Source organism: Acidimicrobiia bacterium, from assembly GCA_029210695.1.
Taxonomy (GTDB): domain Bacteria; phylum Actinomycetota; class Acidimicrobiia; order Spongiisociales; family JAHEDJ01; genus JAHEDJ01.
The window spans coordinates 58,083-78,322 of the sequence record JARGFH010000002.1; the positions used below are offsets into that span (position 1 = coordinate 58,083).

Genomic DNA, 20,240 nt, shown 5'->3' on the forward strand with positions numbered 1-20,240 from the left:
CGACTCAACCGTTGTACCCTCCGGAGGGGACAGAAAATCCTCAGAGAGAACCGAATCTGTCGAACGGCCAAAGGCGAACAAAGGCCTTGCCGACGATGTGCTCCATTGAGATCGCGCCGAACTTCCTGCTGTCCTGGCTGGAGCTCCGATTGTCCCCCATGACGAACACCATCTCGTCGGGAATCGTCTGAGGACCGAAGTCCTGCATCACGATCCCGGGTGAAAGGTACGGCTCGTCTATCGGGTTCCCATCGATGAACACGGTGTTTTCCCGGATCTCGATCGACTCCCCCGGGAGGGCCATGATCCGCTTGATGAGATCGTCCGGAACGAGTGCCGTCTGGATGCCGAGTGACTCCTTGACCGCCCGCCAAGATGCAGCAATGAAAGTCTGATCATCTGTGACCGACGCGAACGGAGAATCGAAGACGACGACGTCGCCGCGCTCGGGTTCACCGAACACGTAGCTCAGCTTGTTGACCATGACCCGATCGTCGATCTCGAGTGTCGGAATCATGGAGCCCGATGGGATGAAGAACGCCTGAACGAAGAAGGTCTTGATGACGACGGCGACCACGAGCGCCACCAGAATGAGGACGGGCAGCTCGATGAGAAACGAAACGAGTCCGCCGCCCTTCTTGACGTGTTTCCTCCGCCCGGGGCGAGCTGCCGACTGTTCGGGAATTTGGCGAGAAGGGGCGTCCGGCACATCGAAATACGGATCAGCATCGAAGGCGTTGGGCTCGGGTCTCGAAGCGGGATCATCACCGGACATCGGACGCGAATCCTCAGCCAAGGCAAACCCCACTATCCGGCGTGCACCGGAGCGCGGTCACTAACGCTGCTCTTTGATGCGGGCGGCCTTGCCGACCCGATCACGCAAGTAGTACAACTTGGCCCGGCGAACATCGCCACGGCGCATGACCTCGATGTTCTGGATGATCGGTGCATGCACGGGGAAAACGCGCTCAACGCCGACACCGAAGCTCATCTTTCGAACGGTGAAGGTGCTCCGGAGGCCGCCGCCGTCGCGGGCGATCACGACACCTTCGAATGCCTGCACGCGCTCACGTCCACCCTCGACCACGCGGACGTTCACCCGAACCGTATCGCCGGCTTTGAAGTCGGGGATGTTGTCACGCAGGTACGCGCTCTCAATGTGGTCAAGCTTGTTCATGGGAAACTCCTTGGGACGCGACGGACGACCGCCCGGCGGCATCGCATTGTATACCGTCGCCAAGGTTGACGCCAAGATCGCCTAATCGAGGAGATCGGGCCGACGCAGGCGAGTCCGCTCGAGCCGTTGCGCTAGTCGCCACTCCTCGATTCGAGCGTGGTCACCGGACAACAACACCTCGGGCACAGTCCATCCCCGGAACTCGGCGGGTCGGGTGTAGTGCGGTTCCGCCAGAAGCGCCCCTCTGAACGACTCACCGGCGATCGATTGGGCGTTGCCCAAGACCCCAGGAAGCAGGCGGGCGACACCTTCAATGATGGTGAGAGCGGCAGCCTCCCCGCCCGGAAGCACGAAGTCCCCAACGGACACCTCCTCATCGATGAGATGATCGGAGACGCGCTGGTCGACGCCCTCGTAGCGGCCGCATACGAGGGTGAGATGGTCGAGTTCGGCGAACCGATCGAGGATGGACTGGTCGAGAGGTCGCCCCGCCGGTGACATGAGCACCCGGGTCGTGCCGGCGAGTGGGTCCAATGCCTTCGCTAGAGGCTCGATCATCATCACCATCCCGGCACCCCCGCCGTAGGGAGCGTCGTCGACCTGGCGGTGCACATTCGTCGTGTAATCCCGCAAGTCAACGGTCTGCACGTCGAGATTCCCTGCCTCGATCGCCCGCCCGACGATCCCGACACCGAGCGGGCTCGAGAAATATTCAGGGAATATGGTTATGACTGTGATCTTCACGACCGAAGAAAGCTAGTACGAATGAGCAGATGCGGTAAGCTCGCAGACCAGCCGCCCGGAGGGACAAGACCGTGTCCGACACAACAGACTCAGGTGCAGACCCCTGGGGTTTGCCTGAAGAATCATCGATCCCCGTTACCGATTCAGACGACGCGAAAGAAGATGCCGACCTCCTCGCGCCGGAAGCCGTTGCGGCACCAGACGAGCCTTCAAACGCTCCTGCCTCGCCGATCTTTGATGTTGAGTTCGAGCCGGCCGGGTCATCGGACGGAGAAGAGGCGGTAGAACCAGACGCTCCTTCACCCGCGCCGTCTCCGCCGGAATCGCGCGGTCCACTCTCTCAAGTTCTGGCCGCCTCAGGACTCTTCGGAGGAACCCCCGTTCCCCACTCTGTGGAGCCCGCTGAGGAGGAGGAAGAGCCACAAAGCCTGGAAGACACCGCCGGCGAGGAGAGCGATTCCGACGGCAGCATCGATGTGGCGGCACTCGAACTCGCGGAAGTCGAGGTAGAACCTCCGGACCTATCGGCTCCCGCGGTCGGTTCAATCGTCGGTATCGGTGCAACGGACGCCGATCTTCCCTCAGAACCCCCACCCTGGATGGTCTCCCAGCCACCTGCCGTTGACCCGGATGAAGCAAGCCGGCTTGCCGACTTCACGCAGCCGGCCTTCAGCGAGGAGTCCGTTGACCTGGAAGCCGCCGCCGCGCTCGATGAAGCCGCCGCCGCGTTCGCGGAAATCTCATTTGTCGATGATGCGGCCCAGAGCATTGAGGTGCCTGATTTCGACGAGAGCGCCGAAAACGAGACGGCGATCGACGAGACACAGACGGCCGAGGCCGATCTCGAATCGCTGGTCGCCGAGCTGGCCGTTTCCGACCCCGGTAGCGATGAAGAGATACCGCTCGACGACGTGGTCCCGGATATCACCATCGACCCCGCCGACACCCCGAGCGTCTATCGCGAACTGGAGGCCCTGACTGAGATCGAGCCGGCCGCACCTGCCGTGACACCCGAGGAGGCCCCCATTGACGAGGTTGTCGAGACCAGCGGAGTCGGCATTGAGAAAGACCCTTCGAGCACCGACCAACTTGCCGACGCGGTGGGCGAGGCGGGCGAGGCGGTAACCACCGATTCGGAATGGGCCGTCTTCGAATACGCCGACGAACCATCGGAGCCGGATGCGCCCGTCTTCGGCGTCACATTCGGCAAAGACCTCCCGAAATCCGCCCCTGAGGATGTCGAAGACCTTGACGCCGTCGATCTCGTCGAGGACGAGATCGAGGCTCTCACCGACATTGCTGAAGCCGAACCGGATGAACTCGTACTGGAAGCGGACCGCGTCGATTTCGACTCGACTGAAGCCGATGTGCTCGCCACGTCGGAGCCTGCTGCAGTCGAAGAACCGGCAATCAAACCGTTTGCCGCAGCCGCACCGGCCCTCGAATCACCCGCCATACCGTCTCCGGAGGAGCCGTTCGCCGAATCGACCGCACAATCTGTCGTGAGCGAAACGGCTCCGATCGAATGGGGATCGCGCTGGCAGGAGTCGGCTCAGGGATGGGTCGAAGACGAACAGGGCCGCAGCACCTGGCGACCGATCGTCACCACCAGTCCAATCCTGTCGGAGTGGCAGATCGACACCTACCTGGGTGTCGTGGCGGCCGACGTTGTGCTCGGGTCCGGTCCTATCGAAGTCGAGATGCCCTCAGGACGAACGGCGACAATACGCGCACTCGTCGACGAAGCCATGGCGCGCGGCGCACACGCGATCGTTGGAGTCTCGACCACAATGGCTTCACTGGGAGGTTCGACGGTGCTCACCGCAACCGGCACGGCGGTAACACTGAAAGCCCAGGACTAGCCGGCAGATCCGGGCGTCAGCCCACCACGGACTTCCACAGCACGAACAGACCGACGAAGAACATCGGGATCCCGACGACGGCGCCGAAAACCGACAGGCTGATCAATACACCGAGCGCCATCAGCGCCACTGCGATCATCGCCAGGGCCAACCGGAAGGCGACGCCGACCAGACCTCCGACGAAGCGCAACGGCCAGGTGATCATGCTCGGTCCAACCGCACGTCACCGGACACCGATCGAAAGCGAATCGACACCGATTCCCCTCCCTCGCCATCCACCGACTCGCGCCGATCTTGCGGCAAGTGCACTGATCCGGTCATCGTCTGCAGATCCACCTCGACTTTGCGACCGGCAGGAACACCGAGAGTCAGGTCGCCCGACACCGTCTTGCAGTCGATCTCTCCACCGAGGAACCGGGCGATGTCGACGTCACCGGACGCGGTCTTGAGCCTCACATCCCCCGAGACCTTCCCGATCTCGATATCACCTGAGGCTGTCGAGATCGTGCAGTGACGCCCGACGCTGTGAATTCCGATATCCCCTGAAGCGGTAGTTATCTGCACCCTGCCGCCCACGTGATCGACGTCGACATCACCAGAGGCAGTCTTCAAAGTGAAGTCGCGTTCGATGCTTCTGGCCTTCACATCGCCGGATGCTGCCGAAACTCGCAAATCGCCGATGGGACACATCACGTCTACATCGGCAGACGCGACCGACGTATCGACTTCCGCGTCCGCCGGCACCCGCAGCGAAACACGATGCGAACCGCCGAACAAACCTCGCTCGGACGACTGGCGAACGGATATTCCGTCACCGTATTGCTCAACCGTGAAGCCGTCGGCGTTTTTACCGTCGACTCTCACCTCGACGCCACCTTCGTCGTGCCCTTCGATCATGATTCGGCCTGAGCTGATACGTACTTCGATGCGGGGACGCCCCCCGACCTGGAAAAACTCGCGCCGTTCGCTCATAACTCGAAGCTCCCTGTGACTTTCCCACCGCGCTCGGTCCGCTTTCGTGCCTTAGACGACAAGGCCTTGACGACCCAGGTGTTGACCGAGTCGCCGGACTGGCCGGCGTTCTCTTCGACCAGATCTTTGAGAAGCTCCGGGAGCCGCAATGTCAGACGGGCTTCATAGTCCCCGGGGGTCATCTCTCCACCGTCACCGTCGACGGCTCGAACGCGCAGTGCGGGGTCACCATCGACGAGCACAACCTCGACCTCGTAGTCGGGCAGTTGCGCGCCAACTTCATGTGCTGCCTGCTCGGCTAGGTCGATGGCGAGTTGCTTCATCGATGGCTCGATGGCAACCAGCACGGCCATGGCGGCGGCCTCGACGGTTGGATCACCACCTCCAATCGCGACCTGCTGTGCGACCGCCTGCTCCAGCGCGGCAACGGCTGCCGTGATGTTCACTTCTTCCCCTTCTCACGATGCTCCCAGCGGCGCTGCGACGGGCGAAAACTGCGCATGAGCTCTCCACTGTGAATGCGGTGATATTCCATTCCCATGATTGGTGTGGTCAACATCTCTCGGTCCTCTCTTCGGGGTGACAGCACTATGATGTCATAATAATGTCACGCTGTCAAGAGGTCGACGCGAAATGCTTTTCACCTTCCGAGGCGCCTAGATGAGCTTCCGGTCTTGCGCCCAACGACTCAGCTCGTGCCGATTGGTTAGCTGCAGTTTGCGAAGAACGGATGAGACGTGTGTTTCCACGGTCTTCACCGAGATGAAGAGCTGCTCTCCGATTTCCCGATAGGTGTAGCCGCGTGCGATGTGCTGGAGCACCTCGCGTTCGCGGGGGGTCAACTGGTCGAGATCGGGATCGATGTCAGCGATGGGGATCGAGCTGAAGGCGTCCAGCACAAACCCCGCCAGCATGGGCGAGAAGACGGCATCCCCTGCCGCCACCCGCCGGATCGCCTCCGACAACTCGGATGGGGAGATGGTCTTGGTGACGTAGCCTCGTGCGCCTGCCCTGACCACCGCAACGACATCCTCCGCCGCGTCCGAGGCGGACAAGGCGAGGAAAGCAACTTCGGGGTGGTTCGGGGCGATCGCCTCGATCACGGCTCTCCCCCCGCCGGCCGGCATGTGTACGTCCAGGAGCACAACGTCCGGAAGGCGTTCGCCGATCAACTCTATCGCCGGCGCGACTTCGGAGGCCTCCCCGACTATCTCGATGCCTTCGCCGATCTCGGCGCGAACACCCGACCTGAAGAGATCATGATCGTCCACGATGAACACCCGCACCGTCATACTGGAACCTCCTGTTCGAGAACCACTTCGGTGCCGGCACCCGGACTCGAGCGGATTTGGGCGGTGCCGCCGTGCCTTTCCATCCGACGCACGATCGACTCGACGATGCCCTTGCGGTCTTTCGGAACAGTCTCCGGATCGAATCCCGTTCCCCGGTCCCGAACGAAGATGCTGGCAAAACCGTCGCAGACCTCCGCATAGACAGAGAACTCTTCGACACCGGCATGTCGTGCCGCGTTGATGCTCGCCTCGCGGCCGGCTTTCACGAGCGCCTCGAGGCTGGGACTCAGAGCGGCGTCTCCGACCACGACCGTCTGAATGAGAACGCGGAACAACTCCTCAACTTCCGCCGTCATCGTGCGCACTGCGGCCGAGAAGCTGTCATCTGGCCTGGCACCGTCGCCGAACAGCCAGGCACGCAGCTCCCGCTCCTGCCGGCGGGCCAGCGCAGCAGTCTGTTCGGGCTTGTCTGTGCGCTGGATCATCGCCAATGTCTGAAGGACCGAGTCGTGCAGATGGGCGGCCATATCGGCTCGCTCCTCGGCGCGTGCTCGCGAGGCGCGCTCTTCGACGAGGGCATCCTCGGCGTCCCTCCGCAGCCGATCGCTTCGTCGAATCACCCCGACCGCCCAGCCGGCCAGGACTCCACCAAACAGGTAGATGAGCACGGCGGCCGAATCATTTGTGGGATCCGACCCGGTTGACTGGATGAGCCTGAGAATGGTGGCCGCCGACAGGGCTGTCGCAGTTGCCAGTCCCCCGGCGACGGCGAAGGTATAGACGCCCATGAACACGGATGACATCGGGTAGCCGCCGTAGAAGGTCGCCGTCATGCCGGCCACGTCACTGCTGAAGAGCGACCAGACCGTAACGCCCACGTCGGCGACCAGCCACCACCAACTTCGCAATACGCCGGGGCGGCTCCCGTGCAACCATCCGGTGAGGAGAGCCCATGCCCCAACTCCCAGCATCGTGGCAACAACAACGCTCGGTCTGTCCGGTCGAGCCGAACCCGCCAGTGTGATGACTCCGAGAACGGCGAGCCATGCCGCTCCGACGATCCGATAGCCGACCACCACGCGTCCGAGCACACGCTCGATCTCAGGAGTGCCGGCGGTGTCGCTCATGCGGCGCAGGCTAACCGCCGCCCCGAGCGCGGACGCGCCTTGACGGAGCGGGTATTGACTAGCGTTGTGCCGATGACCGAGCGACTATCCCCCGCTGCCATCATCTTCGCCGTCGTCGGAGCGGGCATTCACCTCGTTATGGGTTTCTTCGTCGCGTTCAGCGGGCTGATCGCCCCGCCCTGGGGAGTTGCAGTACTGGCAGCCACCTGGTTGGGCTTGACCGTGTGGGGAATACGACGGTGGCGGCAGGGACCGAGGATCACGATGGGTCTACCGCTGTTGATGGTGGCGTTCTGGTTCGTGTTCCTCACCTTCGGCGATCTGGTGCTGGGCTGGACCGCCTGACCTACTGTGTTCTCCGCAATGCCGTGGTGCAAAAACAGTACACAGCATTGCCGAGAAAACCCGCGGAGCTTTCTCCGCAATGCTGTGGTGCGAAAACAGGTAACAGCATTGCCGAGAAAACCCGGGTCAGGCTCGTTCTACGACCTCATACAGCGTCGTCCGCTGCTGTGGTGAACGACCGGCCGCTCGAATCATCGTCTCGAACTCACCGGTCGTCATCTCCTCACCATGCGAGGCCCCGGCCGATCGGGTGATGATCTCCCCCATCAGCGTTCCACCGGCGTCGTTGGCCCCGGCGTTCAGCAACCGGCCGACTCCGTCGGTCCCGAGCTTGACCCACGACGCCTGGATGTTGGGGATCAGCCCATCGAAGGCGATCCGCGCCACCGAATGAATCAGGACCACCTCGTCCCACGTTGGTCCCGGCCGAGCGCGGCCGCGCAACCAGATCGGCGACCCCATATGCACGAACGGCAGCGGCACGAACTCGGTGAACCCACCCGTCCTACGCTGGATCTCCCGGATCACCTCGTAGTGGTTGGCCCAGGAGTCCGGACCGTCGATGTGCCCGAACATGACCGTCGCCGTCGAGCGCAGACCGATCTCGTGGGCGGTCAGCATCACTTCTGCCCATTCGGCTGTCCGGATCTTGTCCGGGCAGAGATGCTCTCGCACGCGGTCGTCGAGGATCTCTGCCGCCGTGCCGGGCAGCGTCCCGAGCCCGGCTTCGCGCAGTCGCACCAGATAGTCCCTCAGGTCGACTCCGAGCGTCTCTGCTCCCTGCCAGACCTCGAGCGGCGTGAAACCGTGGATATGCATGGCCGGCATCCGCGCTTTGATGGCTTCCACCACCTCGACGTAGAAATCGCCGGTGTAGTCCGGGTGAATCCCGCCCTGTAGTGTCACCTCGGTAGCTCCGCGCTCCGTCGCCAACTCGGCGAGGTGAACAATCTGCTCCACCGACATCAGGTACGGATCGCCGCGCAGGCTCAAGCTGCGCGGACCTTTCGAGAAAGCACAAAAACCGCAACGGAAGTAGCAGAGATTCGTGTAGTTGATGTTGCGATTGACGACATAAGTCACGGTGTCGCCCACCGCCCGGCTACGAAGCGCGTCGGCCACGCCGGCGACGGCATCAACCTGACCGCTCCTGGCCCGAAACAGCAACTCGATTTCGTCGCGCGAGGGAGCGCTACCCTCGAGCGACCGTTCGAGGATCGGCCGCAAAGGACCGGCATCCTCCAATCCCTCCGCCGCAGCCGAACCGACCCAGGCGGCGTCCGGCCACTGCGCGGAGAACCGGTTGTCGGGCGACGGTACACCTTCGCCCTTCCCGGGTGACCAGGAGTAACGCGGCCGGATGGCACCCCGCCCGTCGACCTGGTTCAGCCAGGCAGTCAATACCTCTTCCGGCAGTTGCGTGCGTGCCCCCTCGAGTTCGGTGTCGATCGGGAAGGCCCCGCGCTCGATGACTTCTCCCACAGCATCTCGTAGCTCACCGATCCGCTCCGCACCCCAGTCCCGCAAGAGGAGATCGGTGGCGCCGTCGGCGATCGCTTTGACTGCTTCCTCGACGCTGTCGACAAACACAGAGACCGCAGCCTCGATTCCCGGCAACCCGGTCAGGGAGGCGGCGGCACGAACCGCCGAACGCGCGGTCCTCAGAAACGCCGCTCGGCTCCTGGCGAGACCGTCGAGCACCTCGGATCGAGATCCTTCGTCGAGAACCGTGATGCGCCACCCGGCTACCCCGAGTTCCGCCAGGCGAATCGCCTGACCGGGTGTGGCGATCCAAGCGGCCGGGGCTCCGTCGGTCCCTCCGGCCTCGACGGGAAGGATTCCTCCTTCGAGGCAGGCCGCCCGATCATCATCGCGGATAGCCTTGATTTCCAGTGTTGTGGTGCCTTCGCGCCGCCGGGTGCCGGCAAACAAACCGGAGACCGACTCGGCAGGGCGAACCCGACAGAATGAGATGGTCATGACCCGACTCCCTCGTGAATCGCCGCGTAGCCTGCCTCGTCGGACGCATTAGCAACCTTGGCCAGCATGGCAGGATCGAGCCACTCATCGTCGATGAACTCCGGATAGACCGGTAGCCGGGGACTGAGCTCGAACCCTGCTCTCTCCGTGCGACGCCTCAACTCTGCGAGGTGCGGCCACGGTTGTTCGGGATTGACCCAGTCGATCGTCAACGGCGAAACACCACCCCAGTCGTTGATTCCGGCAGCCAGATACGTTTCGTAGTTCTCCGTCAGATTCGGGGGTACTTGCACATTCATTTCCGGACCAAACAACCAACGGGTGACGGCGACCACCCTGGCGAAGTAGGCGGGAACAGGCTCCGGGCTGCCCTTCATGCGGGTGTCTGCCTTCGCCCGAAAGTTTTGGACGATGATCTCTTGAATGTGACCGAATCGCCGGTGCAGATGATCGAGAGCGACGAGCGAGTCGACGATTTCGCGATTCGTCTCACCGATTCCCACCAGAATTCCCGACGTGAAAGGAACCCTGGCCATACCGGCTGATTCGATCGTCGCCACTCGCCGGGCCGGATCCTTGTCCGGGCAGTCGAAGTGCGGCATGCCCGGCTCCAATAGCCGGGACGAGATGTTCTCGAGCATGAGACCCATCGAAGGGTTGGATGGACGAAGCTTGCGGATCGCAGCTTCATCCATGAGGCCCGGGTTGGCATGAGGGAACAATGCCGTGTCGGACGCAACGAGTTCGGTCATCTCGCGCACGTAGTCAAGTGTCGAATCGAGCCCGCGCCCATCGAGAAACTGCCGGGCCTGATTCCAGCGGCCCTCCGGTCGGTCGCCGAGGGTGAACAACGCTTCTGTGCAACCGTGTCGTTCGCCGGCCATCGCCACTGCCAGCACTTCGTCCGGTTCGAGATACTCGCCGCCGGCTCCTGGTGGTTTGGCAAACGTGCAGTAGGTGCAGCGATCCCTGCACAGCGTCGTCAAGGGTATGAATACCTTGCGGCTGTAGGTGATGGTCTGGCCATGCCCTTCGTCTCGGAGCCGGGCGGCTTCGATGTACAAGGGCGCAGCGTCAACGGATCCGTCGAGATAGCCAGTGGCGAGCTCCGGATCGAAAGGAGGATGAGGCATGAAGCGCAACGCTAGCGGGCAGATTCAGCAATGGGCGCCTCGTCGCCTCCGACCGTGCTCGGGCGGCGGCTACCCTCACCTCAATGCGTCTTCGACAACTCGCGCTTCTGATCTCGATCGTCACCACCGCTTGCGGAGGCGCGACAACGGCTGCACCTTCGACGGCACCGGTCACCACGGTCCAGGCCGGGCCAACGACCACAACGGCGAACAGCACTCCATGTCTGGAGGGAGCAGGCGGCTTCATCGGCGATGGCCCCTTGGGATCGCGAGCCCGGGATGCAGCGGATGCCGCAACCGTGACCGGGCTCACGCTCACCCCCTACCAAGGGTGCGAGCAGTTGATCGTGGAACTGGCTGCCGCCTCGGGAGCGCCGGCGACGTCCGTCGGTACCACGAGCGCCGAGTTCATCCGGCCGTTCGGTGTGGTGCGAGTACACCTGGATCCGACTGTCACCGACACCAGTCTTTCGGACATCGTGCTCGGCGGCACCCTCGCCGACCGGGTCTACGTCGTTCGCGATTTCGACGATTCCCTCTTTGTCGACATTCATCTCACCGATGCTGCAGTCGCACGGTTCTCGGAAATCTCCAATCCGGCTCGCCTCGTCGTCGACCTGGCACCTGGCGGTTCCGCCGTCCGAACTCCCGAACGGTCCGACTTCGTCGTCGTCATGCCGCTGCCCGATCCTCTCGCCGCACCAGTCACCATCGAAGGGTACGGACGAACCTTCGAAGCGAATGTGATTCTGCGTGCCCGGCAGGCAGGAGAAATCGTCGCTGAGGAGTTCACGACGTCCACCGACTACCTGGAGACATGGGGCCGGTTCGAGCTGGCGCTACCGCCTCAGCTCACCGGCGAACTCGAGCTTTTCATCGGAGAGGACTCGGCGAGGGACGGGTCGGAACAAGGCGTGCGATTGGCAGTGGCGATAGACGAGTAGCTCGGCGGGCCCGACGCCGGGCTCTCAGATGAGACCATCGATGGGTCTGATGCGGATGAAGCCTTCGTCGGGCACCACCTCGGGAACCAGTTCGTCCACAAATGGAACTTCAAATGTCCCGCCGGTCGGTGTCCTGACGATGAGCCTGTCCTGGGCTTCCCCTCCAACAACACCGACGACCTCGCCCAACAGCCCATCATCGCCGTGAACGGCAAGGCCGATGAGATCATCCGGCCAGAACTCACCGTCCTCCAGCTCGGGACGCCCATCGAATGGAACCACCAGTTCGAGGCCGCGCAGGTCTTCGGCATCGTTGCGAGTGACCACGCCTTCGAAGCCGATCAGCAACGTATTCTTGTGTGGCCGTGCGTGAGCAACGACCAGTTGTCGATTGCCGGCGTACATGCCGGAACCCGGTTCGAAATGGCGCGCGTCGCCGAGCACATGCACCGAGACCTCTCCCCTGATGCCGTGAGCCCGGCCGATGCGGCCGATGACAGAATCAGTCGACGAATTCAACGCCGGCGCGCAGGCCCTCTTCGTCTGCGGCCGCCTGCGCAAGTGTGCGGATGGCACGAGCTACCCGACCACGGCGGCCGATAACGCGACCCATGTCCGACTTGGCAGTGCGCACTTCGAGAGTGACCTCTTCCGGCCCATCTTCGATGACAGTGACCTCTACTTGTTCGGCATCGTCCACGATCTCGGACACGACATAGCGGACGACCCGCTCAACGATTTCTCCCTTGCTCACTCGGAGTCCTTCCCGGTTTCAGCATCGGGTTCCGCCGGTGCTTGCTCTGCCTCAGCGGATTCGTCGACGGCAGGTTCGATGGTTTCATCGGCAACGGCATCAGCCACTACTTCGGCGACGTCCGTTTCGGACGCATCCGTTTCGGACGCATCCGTTTCGGACGCATCTGCTTCGGTCACGTCGGCATCGGCATCGGCTTCTTCGACTGTCGGTGCGGCTTTGGCGCCGACCGTGTAGATCTCACCCTTCGCCACTTTGAAACGTGACCAGGCGCCCGACACTTCGAGCAGTTTCTGTGCTGTCTCAGTCGGCTGTGCGCCCTTCATCAGCCAGTCGAGCGCCCGATCGTTGTCGATCTCGATCAACGACGGATCTTGACGCGGTTCGTAGCGGCCGATGGCCTCGATGTAGCGCCCGTCACGCGGCTTGCGGCCGTCCATGACGACGACCCTGTAGACAGGCTGCTTCTTTTTCCCGAACCGCTGAAGGCGGATCTTCACCGCCATCTCGTCACCTCTTCCCTTTTCGTCCCGGCATCAGCCCTCCAAGACCCGGCATTCCCGGAATGCCTCGGCCGCCGGCCATCATCTTCATCATCTTCTGTGTTTCGGCGAACTGCTTCAGCAAACCGTTCACTTCCTGAGGGGTGGTGCCCGATCCTGCCGCGATTCGTCGTTTGCGGCTCCCGTCGATGTTTTTCGGGTTCTGCCGCTCTTTGGGTGTCATCGAACGGATGATTGCTTCGACTCGACCCAGGTCCTTGTCGGAAACCTGGACATCCCTAAGCGCCGACGAGGCGCCCGGGATCATAGCAAGCAACCCGTCGAGAGGCCCCATCTTCTTCAGTTGTTGGAATTGGCTGAGGAAATCCTCGAGGGTGAACGAAGCAGTCCGCAGCTTGTCGGCCATGGCCTGAGCTTCCTGCTCATCCCAGGCGGTTTCTGCCTTTTCGATGAGCGTGAGCACATCACCCATCCCGAGAATCCGGGATGCCATCCGGTCCGGGTAGAACGGCTCGAACTCATGGAGGCTCTCACCGAGCCCGGCAAACTTGATGGGACGATCCGTGACCTCGCGTACCGAGATGGCTGCTCCGCCCCGTGCGTCGCCATCGAGCTTGGAGAGGACGATGCCGGTCACGTCGGTGTACTCGAGAAACCCCTTGGCAACGTTGACGGCGTCCTGGCCGGTCATGGCGTCAACGACCAGCAACACCTCGCTTGGGTTGGAAGCCTTGCGCACACCGGCAAGCTCGTTCATCAAATCCTTGTCGATCTGGAGACGACCGGCTGTATCGATGATCACCACGTCATTCCCGAGCCGTTTTGCCTCTTTCAAGGCTGCTTTGACCAGCCGTTCGGGCTTGGAGGCACGCTCGGCGTACACGGGAACGTCGATCTGGCGGCCGAGCGTTTCGAGTTGGTCGATGGCGGCGGGCCTTTGGAGGTCGGCAGCTACGAGCATCGGGCGTTTGCCCTGCTTGCGGAGGTGCAGAGCGAGCTTCCCGGCAGAGGTCGTCTTCCCGGATCCCTGCAGGCCCACCATGAGAATCGTCAGCGGCGGAGTCGATGATGAGTTGAGGCGGGCAACGTCGGATCCGAGCGTTGTGATGAGCTCTTCATGGACGATCTTGATGACCTGTTGCCCCGGGGTCAGACTCTTTGAGATCTCAACGCCGAGGGCCCGCTCTTTGATCCTTGCTTGCAGACTCTTGGCCACGGAAACGTTGACGTCGGCCTCTAGGAGGGCCAGCCGCACCTCACGCAGCGCCGAGTCGACATCGGCCTCATTGAGGCGACCCTTGCTGCGCAGTTTCGTGAAGATGCCGCTGAACCGGTCGGACAGAGATTCGAACATGGAGAGAACATTGTAGGGAGTCGCGAGTGGACGGCCGCGAGTACCCTGCCCGCATGGACCAGGGATCAAGAGACGCGGCCCTTCGGGCCGACATACGCCGACTCGGAAACGAACTCGGCGACGCGCTGATCCGACAGCACGGTCCAGCGCTGCTCGAGCTCGTCGAGGAAGTTCGCTCCCTCACCAAAGAGGCGAGAAACCCGGGCTCCACGTCGGGCGGCGGACGGCTCGCGGCAATGCTGGACGAACTCGATACGACAACGACCATCCGTCTCGTTCGAGCGTTCACCGCCTATTTCCACCTGGCCAATGTCGCGGAACAAACGCATCGAGTCGACCAGCTCACCGACAGAACCGACCGTGAACGCGAGTGGTTCGAAGCCGCGGTCGACGCGCTCGAGGCATCGCCCGGCACCATCGCCGGCCTGGCCACGCTGGTCGATCGCCTCGAACTCCGCCCCGTCTTCACCGCCCATCCCACGGAGGCTGCCCGTCGCTCCATCCTGACGAAGCTGGGAGATCTCGCCGGGCTTCTCGAAGAACGATTGGACCCGCGCTCGGGCGCCGGAGATCTGCGGCGGATCGACCGCCGAACCAGGGAACTCATCGACCTCCTCTGGCAGACCGACGAACTTCGCCGTCAGCGACCGGAGCCCCTCGACGAAGCCCGCTCGGTGATCTTCTACTTCGATCAGCTTTTCGATCAAGTCGTGCCGGATCTACTCGACGAGATCTCGGTTCAGCTCTTGCGGCTCGGAGTCGACCTCCCGACTACAGCCCACCCCCTTCGTTTCGGAACCTGGGTTGGCGGCGACCGGGACGGTAATCCCAATGTCTCACCGGCCGTCACGACGGCAGTGCTGGAGATGCAGCACGAGCACGCCCTGCGCCATCTGATCGGCGCGGTCGAGGAAGTCGCTGAAGACATCAGCACGTCGACACGCATCCGCTCCATTTCGTCAGCGATGAACGTCTCACTTCAGAGGGATGCCGGCTTGCTGCCAGACGTTCACCGGCGGTTCGGAGCCATGAACGCCGAGGAGCCCTACCGCCTGAAGTGCGCCTTCATCCATCAGCGCCTGCACAATACGCGCCGTCGTGTTGAAGAGAACAGCCGCCACGTGGCCGGGCAGGACTATGCCGACGCCGACGAACTGCTCGGCGATCTCGAGATCATGCGACGGTCACTGCTGGAGAACCAGGGAGAACTGCTCGCCGGCGGAATCGTGACCAGGCTCATGAGAAACGTGTCGGCATTTGGATTCCATCTGGCGACGATGGACGTTCGCGAGCATTCAGAGAGACACGAACAAGCGCTCAGTGCATTGTTCTCGGGGATCGGAGTCGACTACCTGAACCTCGATCGACTCGCTCGTCTTTCCCTTCTCGATGCCGAGCTGGCCGGCACTCGACCCCTGTCGGCACCGGCCACCAGATTCGACCCGGAGGCGGCTGCGACGCTCGAAACCTTCGCCACCATCCGCCGGTCTCTGGATCGGTTCGGAGAAGGCGTCATCGAGAGCTACATCATCTCGATGACGCGCGACGCGTCGGACGTGCTGGCTGCTGCCGTCCTCGGACGTGAAGCAGGACTCGTTGACGTACCAAGTCAGGTTGCTCGAGTCGGGTTTGTTCCTCTCCTGGAGACGACTGATGAGCTACGACAGGCGGGACAGATACTCGACGATCTTCTCATCAGCCCCTCCTATCGGGAGTTGGTACGACTGCGGGGCGATCTCCAGGAGGTCATGCTCGGGTATTCCGACTCGAACAAACACGGTGGGATCACGACGTCGCAGTGGGAGATCTACAAGGCGCAACGGAACCTGCGTGACGTAGCCCATCGACACGGTGTCGTGCTCCGGCTCTTCCATGGTCGGGGCGGCACGATCGGCCGGGGTGGAGGTCCCACGCACGAAGCGATCATGGCCCAGCCGTTCGGGACCCTCGACGGGGCGGTCAAGATCACCGAACAGGGAGAGGTCATCTCGGACAAGTACGGCCTACCCGTTCTCGCCCGGCGCAATCTCGAGCTCACCCTCGCTGCGGTACTCGAGGCCTCCGTCCTGCATAGGGAGCCCCGCCAATCCGAAGCGGTCCTCGCCGGTTGGGATCAGACGATGGACCAGGTCTCCGAGTATGCCTTCACCGCCTACCGGTCACTAGTCGATGATCCCGGCCTCGTCGAGTACTTCCTCAGCTCCACACCGGTCGAGGAACTCGGCGCCATGAACATCGGCAGCCGGCCGTCGCGGCGGCCCGGAGGCCTTGGAGGTCTCACCGATCTGCGGGCGATCCCGTGGGTGTTCGGATGGACTCAGACTCGCCAAATCGTGCCCGGCTGGTTCGGGGTTGGTTCGGGGCTGGCGGCCGCCAGGGAGAACGGTCTCGGTGAGATCGTCGATGAGATGTACCGGGGCTGGTCGTTCTTCCGGACCTTCATCTCCAACGTGGAGATGACTCTGACAAAGACCGACCTGGGCATCGCTCAGCGGTATGTGGAACTACTGGTAGACACACGACTCCATCCGCTGTTCGACCGGATCCGTTCCGAGTATGAACGCACTGTGGCCGAGGTATTGAGGATCACCGGTGAGGAGCACATCCTCGACGGATCCCCATTGCTCCAGCGCACCCTGGAAGTCCGGGACCGCTATCTCGATCCGCTGCACTACCTCCAGATGTCCCTGCTGGCCCGGTCGCGTCGGACCGAAGAGCCCGATCCTGCATTGCAGCGGGCGCTGCTGCTCTCCGTCAACGGAATCGCGACGGGACTGCGCAACACGGGCTAGCAAACCGAGGAGGCGTCAACCACGCAGATGGGCTGGTCCTATTGCCCGGAATCGTGCGGGCTGCGCCCGGATGTGCCTCTACCCGACCCTCCTGGATTCAGGGGCGTGAAGCCGAGCACCCACCATGCAAGGGCACCGACCGCAATGGCAATGCCCAACGACGCCAGGGGGTGGAGTTCTGGTATCGGATTGCCGAGAAACGATGTGCATCGTTCCCAGATTCCCACTCCGTCAACGGCATTGCAGCCATACGTCATGGCGGCCAGGAGAGTGACGAGTCCGATGACTGCCGACACAGCGAATCGGATACCTCTGAAGTTGTCCAAGCTCACTTCCTCCGCGTCAAGACACTGAGCCTATATCGTCGGCAAGTTGAACCGGCCCCCTGAGAACCGCCACTCTTGGCTTCCACGGTCTCTCGTTTCTGTCCTGGCAGTTTGGTAAGATCGAACATATGTTCGAAAGATTGGAACAGAGAGCCGAAGTTGAAGTAGTTCCACATGGCCTAGACCAGATAGAACCAGGCCCGGTTCTGGCAGCCTTCCTGTCCTCGATCGACGTGTCTCAGCTGTCGGGCTTTGATCGGATAGTGGTGTTGCGAGCCCGTCAGAGGCTGGTGTCGCATTATCAGGCTCAGTTGTATGGAGATATGGCAGCCGTATCAGACGCTATCGAGGATCTCGACGGTCCTGATGATCCTGAAGCGATATGGGATGGTGCAGCAGCCGAGATTCGCGCCGCACTACGTTTGACCCGCCGAACAGCCGACACCGAACTGGGTGTGGCTTTGGATCTGCGGGAACGGCTCCCACACCTGTATGAAGCGTTTGAAGCAGGCATTGTGGATGTGCGACGGGCACGCACCATCCTGCGTGGCACCGCCCACCTCGACACCCACACAGCCCGTCGGGTCGTAACACAGATCTTGGAGCGTGCCCCACAGTTGACCACCGGCCAACTCAAAGCCGCCCTCGCCCGACTTTGTATCGAGGTTGATCCTGCCGATGCCAAGACCCGGTTCGAGCATGCAATAGACGAACGACGAATCGTGGCCGAATTGTCGGAAGACGGCGCAGCCCACCTATCGGGCTTCGATCTGCCTCCGGATCGGGTGGCAGCCATCACCACTCACATCAACGAACTGGCTACGAGCCTCAGACGGAACGGCGAATCGCGCAGCATGGATCAACTGAGGGCCGACGTCTACCTCGACCTCCTCGAAGGTCACCACCGACGTCGCAACAACACCCGTGGAATAGAGCTACGTGTCGACCTTGAAACACTGGCCCGCCTGTCGGAAGCACCGGGTGAACTGGCCGGATACGGCCCTGTGATCGCGGATATCTCCCGCCAAATCACCGAACAACAAACCGCGGGCACTCAATGGCGATTCGTGGTGACCGACCCCCACACCGGGATGCCCGTCACACATGGCATCACCCGACGGCGACCAACAGCCACCCAACAACGGCACGTCATTGCAAATCATCAAACTTGTGTGTTTCCAGGATGTCGCATGCCCGCCACAAACTGCGACCTGGACCACCGCATTCCATGGGCTCACAGCCACACCACCCGCACCACCGACCTTGCCCCTGGATGCCGGCAGGACCACATACGTATCCGTCACCGCCACGGCTGGACCTACCAGCCGCTCCCCGGCGGAGATTGGCTCTGGACCAGCAGGCTCGGACACCGATACACCACCAGCGGCAGATCACCGTGAAGGCTGGCCGTTGGACGGGGTATCGACTGTTCCCACCAGCCAACCTGCTAGCCAGGGGCCAATTGCCAATTGCCAATTGCCAGATACCGACCGCTGCCCATGCAACACTGCGTCCGGGACCTAGGCGACCACCGTCTCGCTGCCAATCAGAATCCCTTGGTCTTGCGCGGTAGATTGCAGGCACCACATCCACAGGAGCCGAGCATGAGCCTCACGGTCGTCGATCATCCACTCACCCGCCACTACCTCTCGACCCTTCGTGATGAGACCACGCCACCCGAGAAGTTCCGGGAGACCACCCGGCGGCTCGCCTACACGCTGCTGATGGAGGCAACGTCGGATCTCGATTTGGCGGAAGTGCCGATCAGTACACCGCTCGAGCGCACGACGGGCTTCAAGATCGGAAGGAATCTGGTCGCCGTGGCAGTTCTGCGCGCCGGACTCGGCTTGCTCGATGCCGTCATCGATCTACTGCCGGATGTCACGGTCGGATATGCCGGCGTCCAGCGTGACGAAGAGACCGCACTGCCCCAGGAGTACTACACCAAGTTCCCAAATCTGAACGACGCCCGCGTCATCATCCTCGAGCCGATGCTGGCAACCGGAGGTTCGCTGTCTTGGGCGGTCGAGAAGGTGAAGGCGAACGGGGCCCACGAGATTCTCGCACTTTGTGTCGTCGCCGCCCCACAGGGCGTCGCGCGGATGGAAAAGGACCATCCCGATGTTCGGGTGGTCACCGCCGGTCTGGACCGGGACCTCAACGACAAGTACTACATCCAACCGGGTCTCGGCGATATGGGCGACCGCCTGTTCGGAACGCTCTAGCCGACTTGATCGAACGTCGGTGAGCTTGAAACACACCTAGTGGTCCGTCGCGGATTTGGTGACTTGGTCTCCTGCCGGACGATCCCCGCTGTGGCAGGGTTCGTGGCACTGCCTACCCCGGTCATCAAATAGCAGACAGACCACTAGCGGCGATAAGCGGAGAAGTCGACCACCACAAGTTCTGGCTCGTCGATCAGATGCTCAGGGATCTTGGTCCAGGACTTCACGGGCTCAACCCACACCGAAATTTCTGTATCCTCCAGCCGAATGCTTCTACCGCACCAGTCGACTGGATTATCCGACCTGCTCGTCGGTCGGATCTGGATCTCACGTTCCCCGTAAAACCCATCCAGCAGTGAACAGACTTCATCGACTGCGCCCACTGCGACATATTTCCGAACGGCTTCTGGTTCCCGTTTTTCGAGTAGCCAGGAGCCATCAATGTTCCATTGGTCGACCAGAACCAGATCTTCTGTCGGGATCGGAGTCCGTTCGAGGACCTCGGCCAAAACCGTCGAGTCCATTCGCCGATCCATCTGGTACGTGTAGTTCCACGTCAGAAGCGCTAGCAATGCCGCCGTGCCGGTGACCCAGAGAATGACCTTCTTGATCATGGTGCCATGATCGGCGAACCGCGGCTGCTCTGCCATCGGGGACCTCCCTGATTGAAGAGAGCCAAATCCCAGGGTTCACTCGGACATCGGCACGGA

General features: G+C 62.2%; 22 protein-coding genes. 6 read left to right on the plus strand and 16 right to left on the minus strand.

Annotated features, from left to right (window positions below; genetic code table 11):
* Positions 1–40 precede the first annotated feature (40 nt).
* The 3 genes from lepB to trmD form a co-directional block, all read right to left on the minus strand.
* On the minus strand, positions 41–775 hold the full coding sequence (lepB, locus tag P1T08_01000) for a signal peptidase I (GenBank protein MDF1594661.1): 735 nt from the start codon (positions 773–775) through the stop codon (positions 41–43).
* A 60-nt stretch (positions 776–835) separates the two neighbouring features.
* Positions 836–1,177, minus strand: coding sequence for a 50S ribosomal protein L19 (gene rplS / locus P1T08_01005; protein ID MDF1594662.1), 342 nt, complete (start codon positions 1,175–1,177; stop codon positions 836–838).
* A gap of 81 nt (positions 1,178–1,258) precedes the next feature.
* Positions 1,259–1,921 carry a tRNA (guanosine(37)-N1)-methyltransferase TrmD gene (trmD, locus tag P1T08_01010; GenBank protein MDF1594663.1) on the minus strand — a complete coding sequence of 221 codons (663 nt, stop codon included), beginning with the start codon at positions 1,919–1,921 and terminating at the stop codon, positions 1,259–1,261.
* Between the two features lie 71 nt (positions 1,922–1,992).
* Between trmD and P1T08_01015 the strand changes: the two genes are divergently transcribed.
* Positions 1,993–3,783 carry a heavy metal-binding domain-containing protein gene (locus P1T08_01015; GenBank protein MDF1594664.1) on the plus strand — a complete coding sequence of 597 codons (1,791 nt, stop codon included), beginning with the start codon at positions 1,993–1,995 and terminating at the stop codon, positions 3,781–3,783.
* A 16-nt stretch (positions 3,784–3,799) separates the two neighbouring features.
* Here P1T08_01015 and P1T08_01020 read toward each other — a convergent pair whose 3' ends face one another.
* The 5 genes from P1T08_01020 to P1T08_01040 form a co-directional block, all read right to left on the minus strand.
* A complete protein-coding gene (locus P1T08_01020; GenBank protein ID MDF1594665.1) occupies positions 3,800–3,988 on the minus strand; it encodes a hypothetical protein in 189 nt (62 codons plus the stop codon).
* Positions 3,985–4,755, minus strand: a complete 771-nt coding sequence (locus P1T08_01025; GenBank protein MDF1594666.1) for a DUF4097 family beta strand repeat-containing protein — start codon at positions 4,753–4,755, stop codon at positions 3,985–3,987. The genes P1T08_01020 and P1T08_01025 overlap by 4 nt, the downstream gene beginning before the upstream one ends.
* A complete protein-coding gene (locus P1T08_01030; protein MDF1594667.1) occupies positions 4,752–5,201 on the minus strand; it encodes a hypothetical protein in 450 nt (149 codons plus the stop codon). Before P1T08_01030 ends, P1T08_01025 begins: the two co-directional genes overlap by 4 nt.
* Positions 5,202–5,411: 210 nt before the next feature.
* Positions 5,412–6,047, minus strand: a complete 636-nt coding sequence (locus P1T08_01035) for a response regulator transcription factor (GenBank protein MDF1594668.1) — start codon at positions 6,045–6,047, stop codon at positions 5,412–5,414.
* A complete protein-coding gene (locus tag P1T08_01040; GenBank protein MDF1594669.1) occupies positions 6,044–7,174 on the minus strand; it encodes a hypothetical protein in 1,131 nt (376 codons plus the stop codon). Before P1T08_01040 ends, P1T08_01035 begins: the two co-directional genes overlap by 4 nt.
* A 72-nt stretch (positions 7,175–7,246) precedes the next feature.
* On the opposite strand from P1T08_01040, the gene P1T08_01045 reads away from it, so the two are divergent.
* Positions 7,247–7,519, plus strand: coding sequence for a hypothetical protein (locus P1T08_01045; GenBank protein MDF1594670.1), 273 nt, complete (start codon positions 7,247–7,249; stop codon positions 7,517–7,519).
* Positions 7,520–7,645: 126 nt separating this feature from the next.
* Here the strand turns inward: P1T08_01045 and cofH are convergent, their stop codons facing one another.
* Positions 7,646–9,499 carry a 5-amino-6-(D-ribitylamino)uracil--L-tyrosine 4-hydroxyphenyl transferase CofH gene (gene cofH, locus P1T08_01050; GenBank protein ID MDF1594671.1) on the minus strand — a complete coding sequence of 618 codons (1,854 nt, stop codon included), beginning with the start codon at positions 9,497–9,499 and terminating at the stop codon, positions 7,646–7,648.
* The gene (cofG, locus tag P1T08_01055) at positions 9,496–10,632 is read right to left on the minus strand and encodes a 7,8-didemethyl-8-hydroxy-5-deazariboflavin synthase CofG (protein MDF1594672.1); all 1,137 of its coding nucleotides are present in this window, start codon (positions 10,630–10,632) and stop codon (positions 9,496–9,498) included. Before cofG ends, cofH begins: the two co-directional genes overlap by 4 nt.
* An 83-nt stretch (positions 10,633–10,715) precedes the next feature.
* Between cofG and P1T08_01060 the strand changes: the two genes are divergently transcribed.
* Positions 10,716–11,576, plus strand: coding sequence for a Gmad2 immunoglobulin-like domain-containing protein (locus tag P1T08_01060; GenBank protein ID MDF1594673.1), 861 nt, complete (start codon positions 10,716–10,718; stop codon positions 11,574–11,576).
* 24 nt (positions 11,577–11,600) lie between these two features.
* Here P1T08_01060 and rimM read toward each other — a convergent pair whose 3' ends face one another.
* The 4 genes from rimM to ffh are packed head-to-tail and all read right to left on the minus strand — an operon-like array spanning position 11,601 to position 14,187.
* The gene (rimM, locus tag P1T08_01065; protein MDF1594674.1) at positions 11,601–12,152 is read right to left on the minus strand and encodes a ribosome maturation factor RimM; all 552 of its coding nucleotides are present in this window, start codon (positions 12,150–12,152) and stop codon (positions 11,601–11,603) included.
* Positions 12,079–12,330 (minus strand): KH domain-containing protein, encoded by a 252-nt coding sequence (locus P1T08_01070; protein MDF1594675.1) that lies wholly within the window; start codon positions 12,328–12,330, stop codon positions 12,079–12,081. The genes rimM and P1T08_01070 overlap by 74 nt, the downstream gene beginning before the upstream one ends.
* Positions 12,327–12,836: a 30S ribosomal protein S16 gene (rpsP, locus tag P1T08_01075; GenBank protein ID MDF1594676.1), complete on the minus strand. Its 510-nt coding sequence runs from the start codon at positions 12,834–12,836 to the stop codon at positions 12,327–12,329. The genes P1T08_01070 and rpsP overlap by 4 nt, the downstream gene beginning before the upstream one ends.
* A gap of 4 nt (positions 12,837–12,840) precedes the next feature.
* Positions 12,841–14,187: a signal recognition particle protein gene (gene ffh / locus P1T08_01080; protein MDF1594677.1), complete on the minus strand. Its 1,347-nt coding sequence runs from the start codon at positions 14,185–14,187 to the stop codon at positions 12,841–12,843.
* A 53-nt stretch (positions 14,188–14,240) separates the two neighbouring features.
* On the opposite strand from ffh, the gene ppc reads away from it, so the two are divergent.
* Positions 14,241–16,979: a phosphoenolpyruvate carboxylase gene (ppc, locus tag P1T08_01085; protein ID MDF1594678.1), complete on the plus strand. Its 2,739-nt coding sequence runs from the start codon at positions 14,241–14,243 to the stop codon at positions 16,977–16,979.
* Positions 16,980–17,017: 38 nt separating this feature from the next.
* Here the strand turns inward: ppc and P1T08_01090 are convergent, their stop codons facing one another.
* On the minus strand, positions 17,018–17,305 hold the full coding sequence (locus P1T08_01090; protein ID MDF1594679.1) for a hypothetical protein: 288 nt from the start codon (positions 17,303–17,305) through the stop codon (positions 17,018–17,020).
* A 128-nt stretch (positions 17,306–17,433) separates the two neighbouring features.
* On the opposite strand from P1T08_01090, the gene P1T08_01095 reads away from it, so the two are divergent.
* Together P1T08_01095 and upp are read left to right on the plus strand one after the other, a co-directional pair.
* Positions 17,434–18,705, plus strand: coding sequence for a DUF222 domain-containing protein (locus tag P1T08_01095; protein ID MDF1594680.1), 1,272 nt, complete (start codon positions 17,434–17,436; stop codon positions 18,703–18,705).
* Positions 18,706–18,909: 204 nt separating this feature from the next.
* Positions 18,910–19,530, plus strand: coding sequence for a uracil phosphoribosyltransferase (gene upp / locus P1T08_01100; GenBank protein ID MDF1594681.1), 621 nt, complete (start codon positions 18,910–18,912; stop codon positions 19,528–19,530).
* Positions 19,531–19,673: 143 nt separating this feature from the next.
* On the opposite strand, the gene P1T08_01105 is transcribed toward upp, so the two are convergent.
* Positions 19,674–20,180, minus strand: a complete 507-nt coding sequence (locus P1T08_01105; GenBank protein MDF1594682.1) for a hypothetical protein — start codon at positions 20,178–20,180, stop codon at positions 19,674–19,676.
* Positions 20,181–20,240 lie beyond the last annotated feature (60 nt).

Bases quoted from the DNA above. Each gene is read 5' to 3' on its own strand.
- lepB (MDF1594661.1), bottom strand. From the start codon at position 775: ATGTCCGGTGATGATCCCGCTTCGAGACCCGAGCCCAACGCCTTCGAT.
- rplS (MDF1594662.1), bottom strand. From the start codon at position 1,177: ATGAACAAGCTTGACCACATTGAGAGCGCGTACCTGCGTGACAACATC.
- P1T08_01020 (MDF1594665.1), bottom strand. From the start codon at position 3,988: ATGATCACCTGGCCGTTGCGCTTCGTCGGAGGTCTGGTCGGCGTCGCC.
- P1T08_01025 (MDF1594666.1), bottom strand. From the start codon at position 4,755: ATGAGCGAACGGCGCGAGTTTTTCCAGGTCGGGGGGCGTCCCCGCATC.
- P1T08_01035 (MDF1594668.1), bottom strand. From the start codon at position 6,047: ATGACGGTGCGGGTGTTCATCGTGGACGATCATGATCTCTTCAGGTCG.
- P1T08_01040 (MDF1594669.1), bottom strand. From the start codon at position 7,174: ATGAGCGACACCGCCGGCACTCCTGAGATCGAGCGTGTGCTCGGACGC.
- P1T08_01045 (MDF1594670.1), top strand. From the start codon at position 7,247: ATGACCGAGCGACTATCCCCCGCTGCCATCATCTTCGCCGTCGTCGGA.
- cofH (MDF1594671.1), bottom strand. From the start codon at position 9,499: ATGACCATCTCATTCTGTCGGGTTCGCCCTGCCGAGTCGGTCTCCGGT.
- cofG (MDF1594672.1), bottom strand. From the start codon at position 10,632: ATGCCTCATCCTCCTTTCGATCCGGAGCTCGCCACTGGCTATCTCGAC.
- P1T08_01060 (MDF1594673.1), top strand. From the start codon at position 10,716: ATGCGTCTTCGACAACTCGCGCTTCTGATCTCGATCGTCACCACCGCT.
- rpsP (MDF1594676.1), bottom strand. From the start codon at position 12,836: ATGGCGGTGAAGATCCGCCTTCAGCGGTTCGGGAAAAAGAAGCAGCCT.
- ffh (MDF1594677.1), bottom strand. From the start codon at position 14,187: ATGTTCGAATCTCTGTCCGACCGGTTCAGCGGCATCTTCACGAAACTG.
- ppc (MDF1594678.1), top strand. From the start codon at position 14,241: ATGGACCAGGGATCAAGAGACGCGGCCCTTCGGGCCGACATACGCCGA.
- P1T08_01095 (MDF1594680.1), top strand. From the start codon at position 17,434: ATGTTCGAAAGATTGGAACAGAGAGCCGAAGTTGAAGTAGTTCCACAT.
- upp (MDF1594681.1), top strand. From the start codon at position 18,910: ATGAGCCTCACGGTCGTCGATCATCCACTCACCCGCCACTACCTCTCG.
- P1T08_01105 (MDF1594682.1), bottom strand. From the start codon at position 20,180: ATGGCAGAGCAGCCGCGGTTCGCCGATCATGGCACCATGATCAAGAAG.